The 16,100-nt window shown below is 76.5% G+C and carries 17 protein-coding genes; 6 read left to right on the top strand and 11 right to left on the bottom strand.

What is annotated here, in order from left to right:
- Positions 1-11: 11 nt before the first annotated feature.
- Genes LQU92_RS08235 through LQU92_RS08225 form a run of 3 tightly spaced genes read right to left on the bottom strand, consistent with a single transcriptional unit; the run spans position 12 to position 3,114 of the window.
- The gene (locus tag LQU92_RS08235; RefSeq protein WP_101851469.1) at positions 12-323 is read right to left on the bottom strand and encodes an AzlD domain-containing protein; all 312 of its coding nucleotides are present in this window, start codon (positions 321-323) and stop codon (positions 12-14) included.
- Positions 320-1,054, bottom strand: coding sequence for an AzlC family ABC transporter permease (locus LQU92_RS08230; protein ID WP_230779796.1), 735 nt, complete (start codon positions 1,052-1,054; stop codon positions 320-322). The genes LQU92_RS08235 and LQU92_RS08230 overlap by 4 nt, the downstream gene beginning before the upstream one ends.
- Positions 1,051-3,114: a glycoside hydrolase family 15 protein gene (locus LQU92_RS08225; protein ID WP_230779794.1), complete on the bottom strand. Its 2,064-nt coding sequence runs from the start codon at positions 3,112-3,114 to the stop codon at positions 1,051-1,053. Before LQU92_RS08225 ends, LQU92_RS08230 begins: the two co-directional genes overlap by 4 nt.
- A 90-nt stretch (positions 3,115-3,204) precedes the next feature.
- On the opposite strand from LQU92_RS08225, the gene LQU92_RS08220 reads away from it, so the two are divergent.
- From LQU92_RS08220 to LQU92_RS08210, 3 genes are all read left to right on the top strand, one after another.
- Complete coding sequence (locus LQU92_RS08220; RefSeq protein ID WP_230779792.1) at positions 3,205-3,519, top strand: metal-sensitive transcriptional regulator; 315 nt, start codon at positions 3,205-3,207, stop codon at positions 3,517-3,519.
- Between the two features lie 53 nt (positions 3,520-3,572).
- On the top strand, positions 3,573-3,782 hold the full coding sequence (locus LQU92_RS08215) for a heavy-metal-associated domain-containing protein (protein WP_230779790.1): 210 nt from the start codon (positions 3,573-3,575) through the stop codon (positions 3,780-3,782).
- 67 nt (positions 3,783-3,849) lie between these two features.
- Positions 3,850-6,108 carry a cation-translocating P-type ATPase gene (locus LQU92_RS08210; protein ID WP_230780372.1) on the top strand — a complete coding sequence of 753 codons (2,259 nt, stop codon included), beginning with the start codon at positions 3,850-3,852 and terminating at the stop codon, positions 6,106-6,108.
- Between the two features lie 122 nt (positions 6,109-6,230).
- Here the strand turns inward: LQU92_RS08210 and LQU92_RS08205 are convergent, their stop codons facing one another.
- From LQU92_RS08205 to LQU92_RS08190, 4 genes are all read right to left on the bottom strand, one after another.
- On the bottom strand, positions 6,231-6,422 hold the full coding sequence (locus LQU92_RS08205; RefSeq protein WP_058857394.1) for a hypothetical protein: 192 nt from the start codon (positions 6,420-6,422) through the stop codon (positions 6,231-6,233).
- A gap of 174 nt (positions 6,423-6,596) precedes the next feature.
- Positions 6,597-7,019: a hypothetical protein gene (locus LQU92_RS08200; RefSeq protein WP_101851465.1), complete on the bottom strand. Its 423-nt coding sequence runs from the start codon at positions 7,017-7,019 to the stop codon at positions 6,597-6,599.
- A 100-nt stretch (positions 7,020-7,119) separates the two neighbouring features.
- On the bottom strand, positions 7,120-7,710 hold the full coding sequence (locus LQU92_RS08195) for a hypothetical protein (protein ID WP_180814619.1): 591 nt from the start codon (positions 7,708-7,710) through the stop codon (positions 7,120-7,122).
- 155 nt (positions 7,711-7,865) lie between these two features.
- Positions 7,866-9,380 carry a PLP-dependent aminotransferase family protein gene (locus LQU92_RS08190; RefSeq protein WP_230779788.1) on the bottom strand — a complete coding sequence of 505 codons (1,515 nt, stop codon included), beginning with the start codon at positions 9,378-9,380 and terminating at the stop codon, positions 7,866-7,868.
- Positions 9,381-9,478: 98 nt separating this feature from the next.
- Between LQU92_RS08190 and pdxS the strand changes: the two genes are divergently transcribed.
- The gene (gene pdxS / locus LQU92_RS08185) at positions 9,479-10,399 is read left to right on the top strand and encodes a pyridoxal 5'-phosphate synthase lyase subunit PdxS (protein WP_058857397.1); all 921 of its coding nucleotides are present in this window, start codon (positions 9,479-9,481) and stop codon (positions 10,397-10,399) included.
- Positions 10,396-10,998 (top strand): pyridoxal 5'-phosphate synthase glutaminase subunit PdxT, encoded by a 603-nt coding sequence (gene pdxT / locus LQU92_RS08180; protein WP_308071610.1) that lies wholly within the window; start codon positions 10,396-10,398, stop codon positions 10,996-10,998. The genes pdxS and pdxT overlap by 4 nt, the downstream gene beginning before the upstream one ends.
- Before the next feature lie 86 nt (positions 10,999-11,084).
- On the opposite strand, the gene LQU92_RS08175 is transcribed toward pdxT, so the two are convergent.
- From LQU92_RS08175 to LQU92_RS08160, 4 genes are all read right to left on the bottom strand, one after another.
- Complete coding sequence (locus LQU92_RS08175) at positions 11,085-11,972, bottom strand: universal stress protein (protein WP_230779786.1); 888 nt, start codon at positions 11,970-11,972, stop codon at positions 11,085-11,087.
- Positions 11,973-12,005: 33 nt separating this feature from the next.
- Positions 12,006-12,962: a universal stress protein gene (locus LQU92_RS08170; RefSeq protein WP_058857400.1), complete on the bottom strand. Its 957-nt coding sequence runs from the start codon at positions 12,960-12,962 to the stop codon at positions 12,006-12,008.
- A 63-nt stretch (positions 12,963-13,025) separates the two neighbouring features.
- Entirely contained in the window at positions 13,026-14,378 is a 1,353-nt protein-coding gene (locus LQU92_RS08165) for an MATE family efflux transporter (RefSeq protein ID WP_230779783.1), read from the bottom strand.
- 156 nt (positions 14,379-14,534) lie between these two features.
- Positions 14,535-14,912, bottom strand: a complete 378-nt coding sequence (locus tag LQU92_RS08160) for an RNA-binding S4 domain-containing protein (RefSeq protein WP_230779781.1) — start codon at positions 14,910-14,912, stop codon at positions 14,535-14,537.
- 126 nt (positions 14,913-15,038) lie between these two features.
- Here LQU92_RS08160 and LQU92_RS08155 point away from each other — a divergent pair, with 126 nt between their 5' ends.
- Positions 15,039-15,923 carry an ABC transporter substrate-binding protein gene (locus LQU92_RS08155; protein ID WP_230779779.1) on the top strand — a complete coding sequence of 295 codons (885 nt, stop codon included), beginning with the start codon at positions 15,039-15,041 and terminating at the stop codon, positions 15,921-15,923.
- The last annotated feature ends 177 nt before the right edge of the window (positions 15,924-16,100 follow it).

The following is a 16,100-nucleotide window of genomic DNA, read 5'->3' as shown; positions in this document are numbered from 1 at the left end:
CCGGGACGGGCTCAGGGGAGCCCGAGCAGGCGCAGCACCGCCGCGGCGGCCGCGCCGAGGACCACGACGACCAGGAACGGGGCACGCAGCAGCAGCGCCGCCGCGGCCACGGCCAGGGCGCCCACCCGGGCGTCGAGCACGATCGCCTGCCCGGAGCCCACGGCGTTCATCACCACGAGCGCCGCGAGCAGCCCGACCGTGACCGTCCCGGCCATCCGGCCCACCCGGGGGTCGTCGAGCACCCGGTCGGGCACGAGGTAGCCCACGAACTTCAGGGCGAAGGCCAGCCCGGCGGCGGCGAGGACCCAGAACCAGGTGCTCATGCCCCGGCCTCCCGGCAGCCGACCCGGGGCGCGGGGGCGCCGTCGCCGCCCCCGCCGCGGCGGGCCCAGCCGATCGCCCCGGCGACGACCGCGGCCACGAGGATCGGCACCCCGGGCGGGAGCACGGGGATCGTCAGCGCCGTGACGAGCGCGCAGACGGCGGCCACCGCCACGGGCTCGCGCGCGCTCAGCCGCGGCCACAGCAGGCCCAGGAACGCGGCGACGGCGGCGCCGTCGAGACCCCACCGGGCGGGGTCGCCCAGGGCGTTGCCCAGCAGCGCCCCCAGCACGGTGAACAGGTTCCACAGCACCCACACGCCCAGCCCGGCGACCCAGAACCCGCGCCGCTCCTCGACCGGGTCGGTCTGGGAGGACGCGGCCGCGTTGGACTCGTCGATGGTCACGTGCGCCGCGAGCACCCTCTTCCAGCCGCGGGGGCGCACGAGGGCGTTCATGCTCATCCCGTAGACGGCGTTGCGCACCCCCAGCAGCGTGGCCGCCCCGAGCGCGGAGGCCCCGGCGCCGCCGCCGGAGAGCACCCCGATGAACGCGAACTGCGACCCGCCGGTGAACATCAGCGCGGACAGCGCCACCGTCTGCCAGAACGTCAGCCCCGCCGCGACGGACAGGGCGCCGAAGGAGATCCCGTACAGTCCCGTGGCCACGGACAGGGACAGCCCGATCCGCACCGCCGGCGAGGACCGCCACGGCACGGCGGCCGCGGAGCTCACGCCGGCTCCCCGCCGGCCGCCCCGGCCGGCGGGGCCGCGTACGACGGGACGGCGGACGGGGCCTCCCCGGCGGCGGAGGAGCCCTCCGGCGCCGCAGAGGGCTCCGCGGGCGCGTCGAGGGCGTCCAGGGCGTCGAGGGCCTGCACGAGCGCGAGGTGGGTGAGGGTCTGCGGGAAGTTGCCGGTGAGCCGGTGCAGCTCGGGCGAGTACTCGGTGGCCAGCAGGCCGAGGTCGTTGGCCGTGGCGAGCACCCGGTCCACGAGCCGCTCGGCGTCCTCCCGCCGGCCGGTGCGGGCGTACTGGGCGGCCAGCCACAGGGACGCCCCGAGGTGCGGAGGGTCCTGGCCGGGGAAGCCGTCGACGCCGATGACGCCCGCGTAGGCGTCGGGGTCGGCGGGGTCCACCGGGCCGAGGACGTTGCGGTAGCGGTGGATCAGCCCGCACGGGTGGCGCAGCTGCTCCTCGATCCGCCGCACGGTCCCGAGCATCCGCTCGTCGTCGTGGGCCACGAAGCCGACCTGCGGCAGCTGCAGCAGGGAGGCGTCCACGCTCGTGGTCCCGTAGTACTGGACGAACGAGCCGATCTCGGGGTCGTAGCCGGAGGTCCAGATCTCCTCGGCGAGCGCGTCCCGCAGCTGCTCCCACAGCGCGGCGTCGCCGGGCAGCCCGTGCACGCGCACGGCGTCCACCCCGGCCTGGAGGGCGGCCCACATGAGCACCCGGGAGTGCGTGTAGTACTGGCGCTCGCCGCGCATCTCCCACAGGCCCTGGTCCTGGACCTCGTAGTTCTCCACGACGGAGCGCAGCATCGCCTGCTGCAGCGGCCACGAGAGGTGGTCCTCGGCGGCCCCGCGCCGGCGCAGCCGCTCGAACACGACCATCACGTGGCCCACGGCGTCGGACTGGTGGTGCACGGCGGTGCCGTTGCCCTCGCGCACGGGCCGGGAGCGCTCGTAGCCGGGCAGGTCGAGCTGGTGCTCGCGCCCGCGCCGCTCCCCGGCCACGCCGTAGAGGTTCTGCAGGTCGTGGGGGTCCCCGGCCACCGAGCGCAGCAGCCAGTTGCGCAGCTGGGAGGCCTCCCGGTCGTGGCCGTGGTCGAGCATGACCTCGAGGGCGGTGGCGGCGTCGCGCAGCCAGGCGAAGCGGTGGTCCCAGTTGCGCTCGCCGCCTATCACCTCGGGCAGGGACGTGGTGGGGGCGGCCACGAGCCCGCCGGTCTCCTGGTGCATCAGGGCGCGGACCACGAGCAGGGACCGGCGCACGGCCCCGGTGCGCTCGGCCGGGGCGGGCTCGTGCCCGGCCGCGGGCCCGTCGGGCTCCTCGGCCCCCGCCTCGGCGGGCCCGTAGAGCCCGGACCACTCCTGCCACAGCTCCACAGTGCGGTTGAGCTGCTCGTTGACGTCGATGGGCGCCGGGGGCGAGCGGTGGGAGGCGAAGTGGGTGAGCACGAAGTCGCGGGCCTGCCCGGCCGAGACCGTGAACGTCCCGCGGTGGCGGCGCTCGTCGTCGTCGCTCGCGGCCTCGGGCAGGGGCTCCCCGCGCAGCACGACGGCGTCGGGCCCGGCCATGGCCACGAGCATCGGGGGCGCGGCCTCCTCGCCGTCGGGGCCGAGCTCCCCCTCGAAGCGGCTGACCCAGGGCACCACGGCGCCGTAGCCGAAGCGGATCCGCAGCTCCTGGTACATCTCGACCTCGCCGGTGAGGCCCTCGACGCGGCGCACGACGTCGGTGCGGGAGGTCAGCGGCAGGAAGTCGGTCACGCGCACGGAGCCGGTGTCGGTGACCCAGACGGTCTGCAGGACGAAGGTGTTCTCCACGTAGAACCGCTCGGCGACCTGGGCGTCGGCGTCGTCGTCCTCGAGCAGGTCCCCGGCCTCGTCCACGGCCCCGGCGGGGGCGAGCAGCCAGCGCCCGTGCTCGGGCTCCCCGAGCAGGGCCCCGAAGACCGAGGGCGCGTCGAACCGCGGGGCGCACAGCCAGTCCAGCGACCCGCTGCGGGAGACGAGCGGGCCGGTGCGCATGTTCGAGAGCAGGGCGTAGTCCTCGATCGGTGAAGCCATGCCCCAAGATTCGCACATCGCACGGGCACCGGGGGTTGCACCATACCCCTAGGGGGTATAACCTCGGGGCAGGACGACCGAGGAGGGACCGTGACCGAGAACCTGCCGCCGCACGGCTACACCCAGGAGAAAGACGCCTGGCTCAAGCGCCTGCGCCGCATCGAGGGCCAGGTCCGCGGCATCCACCGCATGGTCGAGGAGGACCAGTACTGCATCGACGTCCTCACCCAGATCTCCGCGATCCAGTCGGCGCTGCGCTCCGTGAGCCTGGGCCTGCTCGACGAGCACCTGAACCACTGCGTGGCCGGTGCCGTGCAGGCGGCCCAGGAGACCGGCGGCACCGCGGACGTCGACGAGAAGCTGCGCGAAGCCTCCGCCGCCATCGCACGCCTGGTCAAGAGCTGACCACGGCCCACCGGAACCACCCCATCAGCACCACGACCCACGAGGAGCACACCGTGCAGACCGTCATCAACGTGTCCGGGATGACCTGCGGCCACTGCGTCGCCGCCGTCACCGAGGAGCTCACCGCCCTGGAGGGCGTCCAGGCCGTCGACGTCGACCTCGTCGCCGGCGGGGTCTCCCCCGTGACCGTCACCGCCGGGCGCGAGCTGAGCCCGGCCGAGGTCCAGGAGGCCGTCGAGGAAGCGGGGTACAGCATTGCCTGAGACCCGCACCCCCGCCCCGGCCGAGGTCGCGGGGCCGCTGCGCACCCTCGAGCTCGGCATCACCGGGATGACCTGCTCCTCGTGCGTGGCCCGGGTCGAGAAGAAGCTCGGGAAGCTCGAGGGCGTCGACGCCTCCGTGAACCTGGCCCTGGAGACCGCGACCGTCCACGCCCCCGAGGGCGTGAGCGACGAGGAGATCCTGCGCACCGTGGAGAACGCCGGGTACGGGGCCGTCCTGCAGGACGGGTCCGCCCCGGGCGGCTCCGCCGGGCCCTCCGGCGCGGCCGGGGACGACGACGGCGGGGCGCGGCCCGGCCCCGACGCCATGACCCGGGTGGCCGGGCGCGAGGCGTCCTCGCTGCGCTCCCCCGAGTCGCTGCGCCGCCGGCTCGTGGTCGCCGCCGCGCTGTCCGTGCCGGTGTTCGCGATCTCCATGGTCCCGGGGCTGCAGTTCCCGCACTGGGGCTGGGTGGTCGCGGTCCTGAGCCTGCCGGTCGTCACGTGGGCGGCCTGGCCCTTCCACCGCTCGGCGGCCGTCAACGCCCGGCACCTGACCTCCACCATGGACACCCTCGTCTCCCTGGGCGTGTCCGCCGCCTACCTGTTCTCGCTGTGGAACCTGCTGCGCGACCCGGACATGACGGCCGGGGCGATGCTCGGCCACGCCATGGACATGAGCGGCCACCAGCTCTACTTCGAGACCGGCGCGCTCGTCACCGCGTTCCTGCTGCTCGGGCGCTGGCTCGAGGCCCGGGCCAAGGCCCGCTCCGGCGAGGCGCTGCGCGCCCTGCTGGAGCTCGGCGCGAAGGACGCGGTCGTGCTGCGCGACGGGCAGCAGGTGCGGGTGCCCGCGGAGGCCCTGCGCCCGGGCGACCGGATCCTGGTGCGCCCCGGGGAGAAGATCCCCACCGACGGCACGGTCCTCGAGGGCCGCTCCGCCGTGGACACCTCCCTGCTCACCGGCGAGTCCCTGCCGGTCGAGGTCGCCGAGGGGGACACGGTCACGGGCGCGACCGTCAACACCACCGGCCGGCTCGTGGTCGAGGCCACCCGCGTGGGCGCCGACACGACCCTGGCCCAGATGGGCCGGATGGTCTCCCGGGCCCAGGCCACCAAGGCCCCCGTGGCCCGGCTGGCCGACCGCATCTCCGGGGTCTTCGTCCCGGTCGTGCTCGTGCTCGCCCTGGCCACGCTCACCGGCTGGCTGCTGCTGACCGGGGACGTGCACGCCTCCTTCGTGGCCGCCGTCTCCGTGCTCGTCATCGCCTGCCCGTGCGCGCTGGGCCTGGCGACCCCCACGGCCCTGCTCACGGGCACCGGCCGCGGGGCCCAGCTGGGGATCCTCATCAAGAGCGCCGAGGTGCTCGAGGACACCCGCACCGTCGACACCGTGGTCCTCGACAAGACCGGCACCGTCACCAGCGGCCGGCTCGCCGTGGCCGCCGTGACCCCGCTCTCCGCGTGGTCGAAGGACCAGGTCCTGGACCTCGCGGCCTCCGTGGAGGACTCCTCCGAGCACCCGATCGCCCGCGCGATCGCGGCCGCCACCCCGCACCGCTTCCCCGTCTCCCGCTTCGTCTCCGCCCCCGGCGGCGGCGTGCGCGCCCACGTGGCCGACGGCATGCACTCGCGCTCCGTCGTCGTCGGGCGCACCACCTGGCTCGCGCAGAACGGGATCCGGCTCGACGACACCCAGCAGGAGGCCCTGCGCCGGGCGCAGGGCGGCGGGTTCACCACCGTCCTCGTGGCCGTCGACGGGGCGCTGGCCGGGTTCGTGGACCTCGCCGACACCGTCAAGGACGGCGCCCGCGAGGCCGTGGACCGGCTCCGGGAGCTCGGGCTGCGCCCGATGCTGCTGACCGGCGACAACGGGCCCGTGGCCCGGGCCGTGGCGGCCGAGGTCGGCATCGCCGCCGGGGACGTCGTCGCGGACGTCTCCCCGGAGGGCAAGGTCGCGGTCGTTCGGGACCTGCAGGACGAGGGCCGGGTGGTGGCCATGGTCGGCGACGGCGTCAACGACGCCGCCGCGCTCGCCCAGGCCGACCTCGGCGTGGCGATGGGCTCCGGCACGGACGCGGCCATCGAGGCCGCGGACCTCACGATCGTGCGCGACGACGTGCGGGCGGTGCCGACGGCGATCGCGCTCTCCCGCCGGACCCTGGCCGTGATCAAGTCCAACCTGTTCTGGGCGTTCGCCTACAACGTGGTGGCCATCCCGGTGGCCGCCGCCGGGCTGCTCAACCCCGTGGTCGCCGGCGCGGCCATGGCCTTCAGCTCCGTGTTCGTGGTGCTGAACTCGCTGCGGCTGCGCGGCTTCGGCCGCTGAGCCCGCTCCCCGCCGCGGCGGTCAGCGGCGGAGGGCCCGTCGCGACAGGAGGTCTCCTGTCGCGGCGGGCCCTCCGCCGTGGGCGGCCCGGCCCGCCGGGCACGGCACGACGGGCCGGGGCCTCAGGCCGTGCCCGGGTTGACGGGGCTGTCCTCCTCGGTGTCCAGCTCGGGCAGGGACGCCTTGTGGTCCTCCTGGGCGACGTCGCCGGCGTCGTCGTCCGCGGAGCGCTCGGGGTGCTCCGCGAGCCGGTGCTCGACCTGCTCCTCGAACTCGCCCTCGCCCTGGGCCGGCTGTGTCGGCTGATCGCTCATGCGTGGCTCCCGTCTCGTGGCTGTGCGGCGCACGCCCGCGGCGGGCGCCTCCGTGCCGGCCGATCCTACCGGTGGGACGCGCGCACCGGCCAGAAACGGGACCGGTGGGATCCGGGTCGGGAGCGGCGGGCGCCGGACCACCGCGCCCGGCGCGGAGGGTGCGGGCCCGCCGGATCAGGAGCGGGGGGCCGCGGGACCGTCGTCGGGGGTGCCGGGGCCGCGGCCGAGGAGGTCCTCGCCCTCGGTGTCGGGGCGCACCCGGCGGCCGAACTCGGCCTCGCCGTCGCGGCGGGCGGCCGCCTCGCGCTGGCGCCGGGCCCTGGCCTCGGCGTAGAGACGCGCGGAGGAGCGGTTCACGCCGGTGCCCTGGCCCAGGCTCGGGTCGTTGGGCCGCTCGACGATCATCAGGGTCGCGCTGACCACGACGGTTGCGATGAACGCGATGCCGGCGGCGATGAGGGCCAGGTCCAGGCGCAGCGCGTTGTCGGTGCCGCCGGTCGCGAAGATCGCCACGGCGGCGAAGGCGACCACGGCCATCACGGTGGAGAGGATGAGCGGTCCCTTGACGTCGGCCCGGGAGCCCTTGCGCTGTGCCACTCGTCCTCCTTCGGGAAGGTGCTGCTGGGGTGGTGCCGCCGGGGTCCGGCCCGCGCGGCGCGGCCGGCCCCGACCGGGGTCCGGCCCGCGGTGGTCCAGTCTACGCCGTCCCGGTGGGGGCCCGTCCCCGGCGGTCCTCGTGGCGCAGGGTCAGCGCGGCGAGCAGGTGGGTCACGCCGATCACGATCGCGGAGCCGCCGACCACGCCGAACAGGGCCTTGGGGCCGAGGTCGACGACGAGCACGAGCCCGGTCGCGGCGAGGACCGTGGCGAGCCCGGCGATGGTCCAGTCCCGGCCCAGGGGGAAGTCCGTGCGGTGCTTCAGGCCCAGGGCGAGCTCGGTGAGCCCCGCCAGGCCCATGATCGACCCGGCATAGAGGACCAGGCTCGCGGGGTCCTCCGCGCCGAGGACCGTGAGGACGCCGCCGACGAGGTAGAGCACCCCGTAGGACTGGGGGACCTGGCGGCCGGGCCCAAGGTCGACGGCGTCGTTGCCGTTGAGCCGCAGCTGCAGCAGGACGCTCGCCGCCCCGGTTGCTGCGAGGTACAGGCCGGTGCCCCACGCCACGGCGCTCATCCCCGGCTCCTGCCAGAAGATCGTCACGGCCCCGAGCACGAGGGCCGCGAGCGCGCGCACCAGCGTGGGCGCGAACAGGTCGCGGTGGATGCCGGTGCTCGGGTCGGGCTGCACGGATCGGGCCTTTCGGAAGGGTGCGGGGAGGGGGCGGAGCGCCCCGGCCAGTCTAGCCACCGGGGCGGGGCCCGCCCGCCCCGGGTCCGCCGGGGGCCCGGTCCCTCCGGCACCTCCCGCGCGCGTCCCCGGCCCGCGCCCGGGAGGGGCCGCGCTCAGGCGGTGCCGGAGGGGCGGGCCAGGACGCCGGCGAGGACCTCGAGGGCGTCCGGCAGGGCGTCGTCCCCGGCGGCGTCCCCGCTCGCCCCGAAGCCGACGACCACGCCGCGGCGTGAGCCCCGGGACCCTTCGGCCCAGTAGGTGCCCAGCGCCGCGACCCGCACCCCTGCGGCGGCGGCGCGGTCGACCACGTCCTGCTCCTCGAGCGGGACCTCGCCGGTGAACTCCAGGACGGCGTGCAGCCCGCCGTCCATGGGCACGGCCCGGACCCCTGCCGTCCCGGCCAGCGCGGCGGCGAGCAGGTCCCGGCGGCGCCGGTACTCCCGGCGCATCCGGGCGGTGTGCCGGCGCAGCCCGCCCGCGGCCAGGAACCGGGCCAGGGCGTCCTGGGCCACGGCCGAGGCGGGGTTGCCGAGGTCGGTGCGCAGCCGCAGCAGCTCCTCCCGCAGCGCGGGCGGGGGCAGCAGGTGGCCGACGCCCAGACCGGGCGCGAGGACCTTGGTGAAGGAGCCGAGGGTCGCCACGTGCCCGCCGTCGTCGGCCCCCGGGGCGCGGTCGAGGGCCGCGAGCGCCGGGAGGGGCTCGCCCACGTAGCGCAGCTCCGAGTCGTAGTCGTCCTCGACCACCAGGGCCCCGTGGGCGCGGGCCCAGCCGAGCAGCTCGAGCCGGCGGGCCGCGGGCATGGACGCGCCCAGGGGGTACTGGTGGCTGGGGGTGACGACCACCGCGTCCGGGGCCCGCTCGACCTCCCAGTCCCCGGCCGCCCCCCAGGCGCCGGCCGGCAGCCGGGCGGGGTCGAGGCCGTGGGCGTCGAGGGGCACGGGCAGCACCTCGTGACCCAGCCGCTGCGGGACCCGGCGCAGGGACGGGTAGCCGGGGTCCTCGACGGCCACGCGCAGCGGGCGCCCGGCGCGCCCGTGCAGCACGGCCAGCAGCAGCTGGAGGCCGTCGCGGGCACCGGTGGTCACGAGCAGGTCCTCCGGGTCGCGGACCACCCCGCGCATCAGCCGCAGGTGCTCGGCGATCTGCTCCCGCAGCGCGGCGGAGCCCTGCGGCGGGGGCGGGGCGGCGCCGGCGGCCGCCGCGGCGGCGTCGCGCCACGCGGCCCGCCACGCGGGGGTCGCCAGGCGGGCGGTGTCGGGGCGCCCGGGGGTGAGGTCGATCATCGGCCGCTCCCGCCGCGGCCGGGCCGCCCGCACCGGCCGGGCGTCGGCCGTCCCGGCCGGGGGTGCCGGTGCCGCCGGGCGGGCGAGGTCGGGGTGGACCACGGTCGCCCCGGTGGTCGCGTGCAGGTAGCCCTCGCCGTGCAGCTGGTCGTAGGCGGTGACCACCGTGCCGCGGGAGACGCCCAGCCGGGCGGCCAGCCCGCGGGTCGGGGGCAGGGGCTCCCCGGGGCGCAGGGCCCCGGAGACCACGAGCTCGCGCAGCTGCCGGACCAGCTGGGCCGGCAGCGGGGCCGGGTCGGAGCGGTCGAGCCGCAGCGGCAGCTCGGCGCCGTGGGGGTGCCGCACGTGCGCCTCCTGCCCTCGTCGTCCGCCCTCTTGGTCCACCGGATTCTACGCCCGGTGGACCTGTCGGTGGACCAGTGGGAAGCCCGACGATGGGGTCCATGACCGATCTGCAGACCTCCCCCGCCCAGCCCCTCACGGGCTCCCCCCTCGTCAAGCGCGGCCTGGCCGACATGCTCAAGGGCGGCGTCATCATGGACGTCGTCACCGCCGAGCAGGCGCGCATCGCCGAGGACTCCGGGGCCGTGGCCGTCATGGCCCTCGAGCGGGTGCCCGCCGACATCCGCGCCCAGGGCGGCGTGGCCCGCATGTCCGACCCGGACCTCATCGAGGCGATCGTGGACACCGTCTCGATCCCGGTGATGGCCAAGGCCCGCATCGGCCACTTCGTCGAGGCCCAGGTGCTCGAGCACCTCGGCGTGGACTACATCGACGAGTCCGAGGTGCTCTCCCCCGCCGACTACGTCCACCACATCGACAAGCAGCGCTTCACCGTGCCGTTCGTGTGCGGGGCGACCAACCTCGGCGAGGCCCTGCGCCGGCTGGCCGAGGGCGCGGCCATGATCCGCTCCAAGGGCGAGGCCGGCACCGGCGACGTCTCGGAGGCCACCAAGCACATCCGCACCATCCGCGGCCAGATCGCCGAGCTGCAGGGCCTGTACCGGGCCGCGCCGGACGCGCTCTACGTCAAGGCGAAGGAGCTCGCCGCGCCCTACGACATCGTCCTCGAGGTGGCCCGGACCGGGAAGCTGCCCGTGGTGCTGTTCACCGCCGGCGGCGTGGCCACCCCGGCGGACGCGGCCATGATGATGCAGCTCGGCGCCGACGGCGTGTTCGTGGGCTCCGGGATCTTCAAGTCCGGCAACCCCGCCGCCCGCGCCCAGGCCATCGTCAAGGCCACCGCCTTCTACGACGACCCCGAGAAGATCGCCGAGGCCTCCCGCGGGCTCGGCGAGGCCATGGTCGGGATCAACGTGGCCGACCTCCCGGCCCCGCACCGGCTCGCGGAGCGCGGCTGGTGAGCTGCGCGCCCCGGGTCGGGGTGCTCGCCCTGCAGGGCGGGGTCGCCGAGCACGCCGCGATGCTGCGGGGCCTCGGCGCCGAGCCCGTGCTCGTGCGCACCCCGGAGCACCTCGCCGGGCTGGACGCCCTCGTGCTGCCCGGCGGGGAGTCCTCCACGATGGACCGGCTGCTGCGGCTGTTCGGGCTGCGCGAGCCGCTGCGGGCGGCCGTGCTGGGCGGGCTGCCGACCCTGGGCACGTGCGCGGGGCTGATCCTGCTCGCCGCCGCGATCGAGGACCCGGCCCCCGGCCAGCGCAGCCTCGAGGTCCTGGACGTCACGGTCGCCCGCAACGCCTTCGGCCCGCAGACCGCCTCCGAGGAGACCGTCCTGGCCTGGGGCGAGGAGCGGGCCCCGGTGCGGGCGGCGTTCATCCGGGCGCCGGTCGTCACCCGCACCGGTCCCGGCGTGGCGGTCCTGGCCCGTCACCGCGGGCAGGTCGTCGCGGTCGCGAGCGGCAGCGTGCTCGGGATCTCCTTCCACCCGGAGCTCACCGGGGAGACCGCGGTCCACGAGCGGCTGCTGGCCCTGGCGGCGGGACGGCGGGCCGCCGCGGCCTGAGCACGGGCCGCGCACCGCACGCACGGGGCGGCCCCGGGAGTCCTGTCCGGACCCCGGGGCCGCCCCGTGCGTGCCGGTCCGGGCGCTCAGTCCTTCCGGCGGGAGGGCACGACCATCACGGGCCCGCGCCCGTCGTTGAGCACGGCCTGGGAGACCGAGCCCATGAGCAGCCCCCGGAAGCCGCCGTAGCCGCGGGAGCCGACGACGAGCAGCGCCGCCGGGCGGCCGGCGTCGACGAGCCGGTCGGTGGGCGCGCCCGAGAGCACCGCCGTGGTCACCTCCAGCCCGGGCCGGTCCGCGCGCACCGCGGCGGCGACCTGGTCGACCATCGCCTGGGCCGGGCCCACGAGCTGCTCGCGCACGGCCCGGTCCAGGTCGGCGGAGGCCGTGGGCATGCTCAGGGCCTCCGGGATCACCGTGAGCAGGACGAGGCCGAGCCCGTGGTCCTCGGCCCAGCGGGCGGCGGCCTGCACGGCGGGGTTGTCCCGGCCCAGCCGGTCCACGCCCACCACCACGCGCCCGTCGAAAGCCGTGCCCGGCCGCGGCGCCGCCCCGGGGTCCCAGCCCTCCGGCAGCACCACGACGGGGCAGGCGGCGTGCGCGGCGACCGCCGCGGAGACGGAGCCGAGCCGGCCGCGCACGCCGTGGCGGCCGCGACGGCCGACGGCGAGCACCGCCGCGCCCCGGGACTCCTCGACGAGCACCCCGGCGGCATCCCCGCGCTCCACGACCGCGACCGCCTCGACGCCCTGCTCCCGGGCCCGGCCCACCGCCGTGGCGGCGACCTTGTCCGCCTCCTCCTCGATCGCCTCGAGGAAGGGCCCGTACAGGCTCGGGTCCACGGCGACCGGCCGGCCCATGGACACGACCACCCGCAGCGGCGCCGCCGTGGCGGCGGCCTCGCGGACGGCCCAGTCGAGGGCGCGGTCGCTGTTCTCGGAGCCGTCGTAGCCGACGACGATCTGCGCTGCCATGGCCGGGGGACCTCCTGAGGGTCGAGGAGCGGATCAGGCCGGGTGCGAGGGGACGACCATCACGGAGCCCGTCGCGTTCTCGAGCACCGCCTGGGAGACCGAGCCCAGCAGCAGCCCGCGGAACCCGCCGATGCCCCGGGAGCCGACCACGACCAGCTCGGCGGAGTCGGTCGCGCGCATGAGGATCCGCGCCGGGCGGCCCACGAAGATGTGGTGCTCGACCTCGAGCTCGGGGTGCTCCGCGGCGATCTCGCGGGAGATCTCGGCGAGCTTCTGCTCGGCCTCGTGGAAGTAGCGGGCCTGGTTGAACTCGTCCTGGAACCAGGAGGGCGTGCCGGACAGGGCGCCGTTGACCGAGACGAGCGCGAGCTTGCTGCCGTGGCCCCGGGCGTACTCGACCGCCTGCCACAGGGCCGGGTTGCGGGCGCCGAGGGCGTCGAGGCCCACGACCACGCGCCCGGAGAAGTCGATCTCGTCGACCTTGACGGGACCGTTGGGCTCGAGGGCCATGTCCCCGCCGCCGCCGTGCCGGGCGGGGCGGTCCTCGGAGGCCTCGGGGACGATGATGACGGGGCACTTGGCGTGGGCGGCCACGGCCGCCGAGACCGAGCCGAGCCGGCCGCGCAGGGCGCCGCCGCGGCCGCGCTTGCCCATGACCACGAGGGCGGCGCCCTCCGACTGCTCGACGATCGCCTTGGCGGCGTCACCGCCGGCCTCGACGGTCTCGGCCTGCACCCCGGCCTGCTGGGCGAGCTCGCGGGCCTCCGCGAGGTGCTCGGCGTTCTCCTTCGTCACCGCCTCGGTGAAGCGCTGCTCCAGGCCGGGGTCGCCCACGCCGATGACCGGGTAGGCGCCGACGAGCCGGACGGGCAGCTCGAGCGCACGGGCCTCCTCGAGCGCCCGCTGGAGCGCGTGGCGGGCCTGGTCGGAGCCGTCGATGCCCACGATCACGGCGGAGGTCTGGTTGTTGTCGCGAGGCGCAGTAGTCATGGTCGCATCGTAGGTGATCCGCGCCACGTTCCCGGTCCGGATGTGCCGTTGTTACCGGTCCGGTCAGCGGGCGGCGGCGGTCAACCACGCATCGGACCGGGCGCGCAGGCCGAGGGTGAGCGCCCGGGCCCCCATGTAGCCGCCGGCGTAGGCCGTCCACAGCCACACGAGGCCCGCGGTCCCGTCCCCGCCGCGGGCGGCGACGAGGGCCAGCAGCGGCAGGTAGAGCACGAGGTTGAGCACCCCGGCGAGGGCGAGGTAGCGGGCGTCGCCGGCGCCGATGAGCACGCCGTCGAGGACGAAGACGTAGGAGGCCAGCGGCTGGCCGACGGCGACGGCGACGAGGGCCGCCGCGAACAGCGACTGCACCGCGGGGTCGGGGCTGAGCAGGAAGCCCAGGCGGGTGCCGACCAGCGCCACGAGCACGCCCGTGACCACGCCGAAGCCCAGTCCCCACAGCACGAGCCGGTCCATCAGCTCGCGCACCGCGCGCCGTCCCGCCGGGTCGCGCAGGTCCCGGGCCCCGGTCTCGCGGCCCAGCAGCGCCTGCGCGGCGATCGCCAGGGCGTCCAGGGCGAAGGCGAGGAAGTTGAAGACGGTGAGCACGAGCTGGTGCGCGGCGAGGTTCTCGGCCCCCTGGCCGGTGACCACGAGCAGGGTGGTCACGATCGCCACGCGCAGGGAGACGGTGCGCAGCATCAGCCACGACCCCACGGTGAGGTGGGCGCGGACCCGGGCCGGGCTCGTGGCGGCCCCGACCCCCTCCGCCCGGGCCAGCCGCACGACGATGCGCAGGTAGGCCAGGGCCATGGCCCACTGCACCGCCGAGGTGCCCAGGGCGGCGCCCGCCACCCCGAGGCCCGCCCCGTGGACGAGCACGAGGTTCAGCCCGGCGTTGGCCGCGGCCCCCACCCCGGCGATGACCAGCGGGGTGCGGGTGTCCTGCAGGCCTCGCAGCACCCCCGTGGCGGCGAGCACGAGCAGCATCGCGGGCAGGCCCGGCAGGGACCAGAGCAGGTAGGTGACGGCGTGGTCGAGCACGGCCCCGCTCGCGCCCGTGGCCGCCAGCAGCGGCCGGCCCAGCACCGCGCCGGCCCCGGCGAGGAGCACGCCCAGCCCCGCGGCGACCCACATCCCGTCCCGGCCCACGGCGAGCGCCTCGCCGAGCCGGCCGGCGCCGAGGTGGCGGGCCACCGCCGGCGTCGTGGAGTAGGCCAGGAAGACCATCAGCCCCACGACCGTCTGCACCACGGTCGCCGCGACACCGACGCCGGCGAGCTGCGGGGTGCCGAGGTGGCCGACGATCGCCGAGTCGGCGAGCAGGAACAGCGGCTCGGCCACGAGCGCGCCGAAGGCGGGCACGGCCAGGGCCAGGATCTGCCGGTTGAGACCGCGGGGGCGGGAGGTGGTGGTCACCGGACCAGGCTAGCGACCCGCCCCGACCCCGCCTCTCCCCCGCCCCGCGCGCTCCTCCCGCGGGATCCCCCGCCGGTCGCGGGCCCCACGCCCGCGGCGGGGCCGACGTGAGGCCGCGCGGCGACCCCGGGATCCCGCGGGAGGGGCGGGCGGGGGTCACAGGCCGCGGAGGCGGTCCGTCTCCCGGCGGTCCTTCTTCGTCGGCCGGCCCGCGCCCCGCTCGCGGCGGGGCACCGCCGCGTGCAGGGCCGGCGTGCGGGGCGGGCTGTGGTCCACGTAGGCCTGCGCGGCCACGGGCGCCCCCACCCGCTTGGTCAGCAGCCGCACGACCTCGAGCACCTGCTCGTGGCCGGGCCGGCGCACGCTCACCCGCTGGCCCGGCCGCACCGGCTGGGCGGCCTTGACCGAGGTCCCGTCGATCTTCACGTGCCCGGCCCGGCACGCCGCGGTGGCGGCGGAGCGGGTCCTGAACACGCGCACCGCCCACAGCCACACGTCCACGCGCACGGTGGCCGGCGCCTCCGTCGTCGTCATCTCGCCTCCGTCCCCGAAAGTGGTGCACGCCACAGCGGGCACCGGATTGCCCATACACTGAAGCACATTCACCGGCCGGCCGCGGCCCCCGCCCGGTCCGCCACCGCCCGACGGAAGGACAGTTCCATGACCAGACCCGCACAGCGCCGGACCCGCGGGACCCTGTCCCTGCTCGCCGTCTCCGCGCTCGCGCTCAGCGCCTGCGCCGGCGGCGGGGAGGAGGAAGGCGGCGGCGAGGCCGGCGGCGGGGAGGTGCAGCTGATCAATGAGGGCACCCTCACGGTCTGCTCGGACATCCCCTACCGCCCGTTCGAGTACACGGAGGACGGCGAGACGGTCGGCTTCGACGTCGACCTGGTCAACGCGATCGCCGAGGACATGGGCGTGGAGACCGAGTTCATCCGCACCTCGTTCGAGGGCATCCAGTCCGGCGTGGCCCTGGACTCCGACCAGTGCGACCTCGCGGCCTCGGGGATGACCATCAACGAGGAGCGGGAGTCCGTCATGGACTTCTCCGAGCCCTACCTCGACGACAACCTGGCCCTGCTCGTGACCCCGGACTCCGGCATCCAGGGGGTCGGCGACGTCGCCGGCAAGCGCATCGGCGTGCAGCAGGCCACCACCGGCGAGGCCCAGGCGCAGGAGAACGGCGCCGAGGTCGTCCAGTACGAGGACTCGGCGCTGATGATCCAGGGGCTCAACACCGGCGACGTCGAGGGCGTGATCGGCAACATCTCCGTGATGGGCCCGGCCATCACCGACAACCCGGACCTGCGCCTGGTCGAGGAGATCGAGACGGGCGAGCAGCTGGGCCTGGCCGTGAAGACCGGCAACACCGCGCTGCTGGAGCAGGTCGACCGGTCCCTGGCCACCATGAAGGAGGACGGCAGCCTCGCCGAGCTCGAGGCGAAGTGGCTGGGCACCGGCGAGGCCGCCGGCGGCAGCACCGGGGAGCCCACCGGTGCGAGCACCGCCGACCCGGGGGCCACGGCGGAGCCCACCGCCGGCTGAGCCGCCCGGCCCGGGCCGCCCGGGCGTGAGCACCGCCACGGACGCCGTGGCCCGCGCCGCGCGGGCCACGGCCTCCCGCTCCCGCCGCACCGGGACCGTGCACGCCCCGCTGCACCGCGTCCACCGACCACGTCGCGGTCCTGCCCGCGCTCGCCGGCCCGCCGGGCCCGCGCGGCA

Origin of the sequence: Kocuria sp. LUK, from assembly GCF_021012935.1 — a bacterium.
Taxonomy (GTDB): domain Bacteria; phylum Actinomycetota; class Actinomycetes; order Actinomycetales; family Micrococcaceae; genus Kocuria; species Kocuria flava.
The sequence above is the reverse complement of the archived record's forward strand: the minus strand, read 5'-3'. Positions and strand labels throughout refer to the sequence as shown.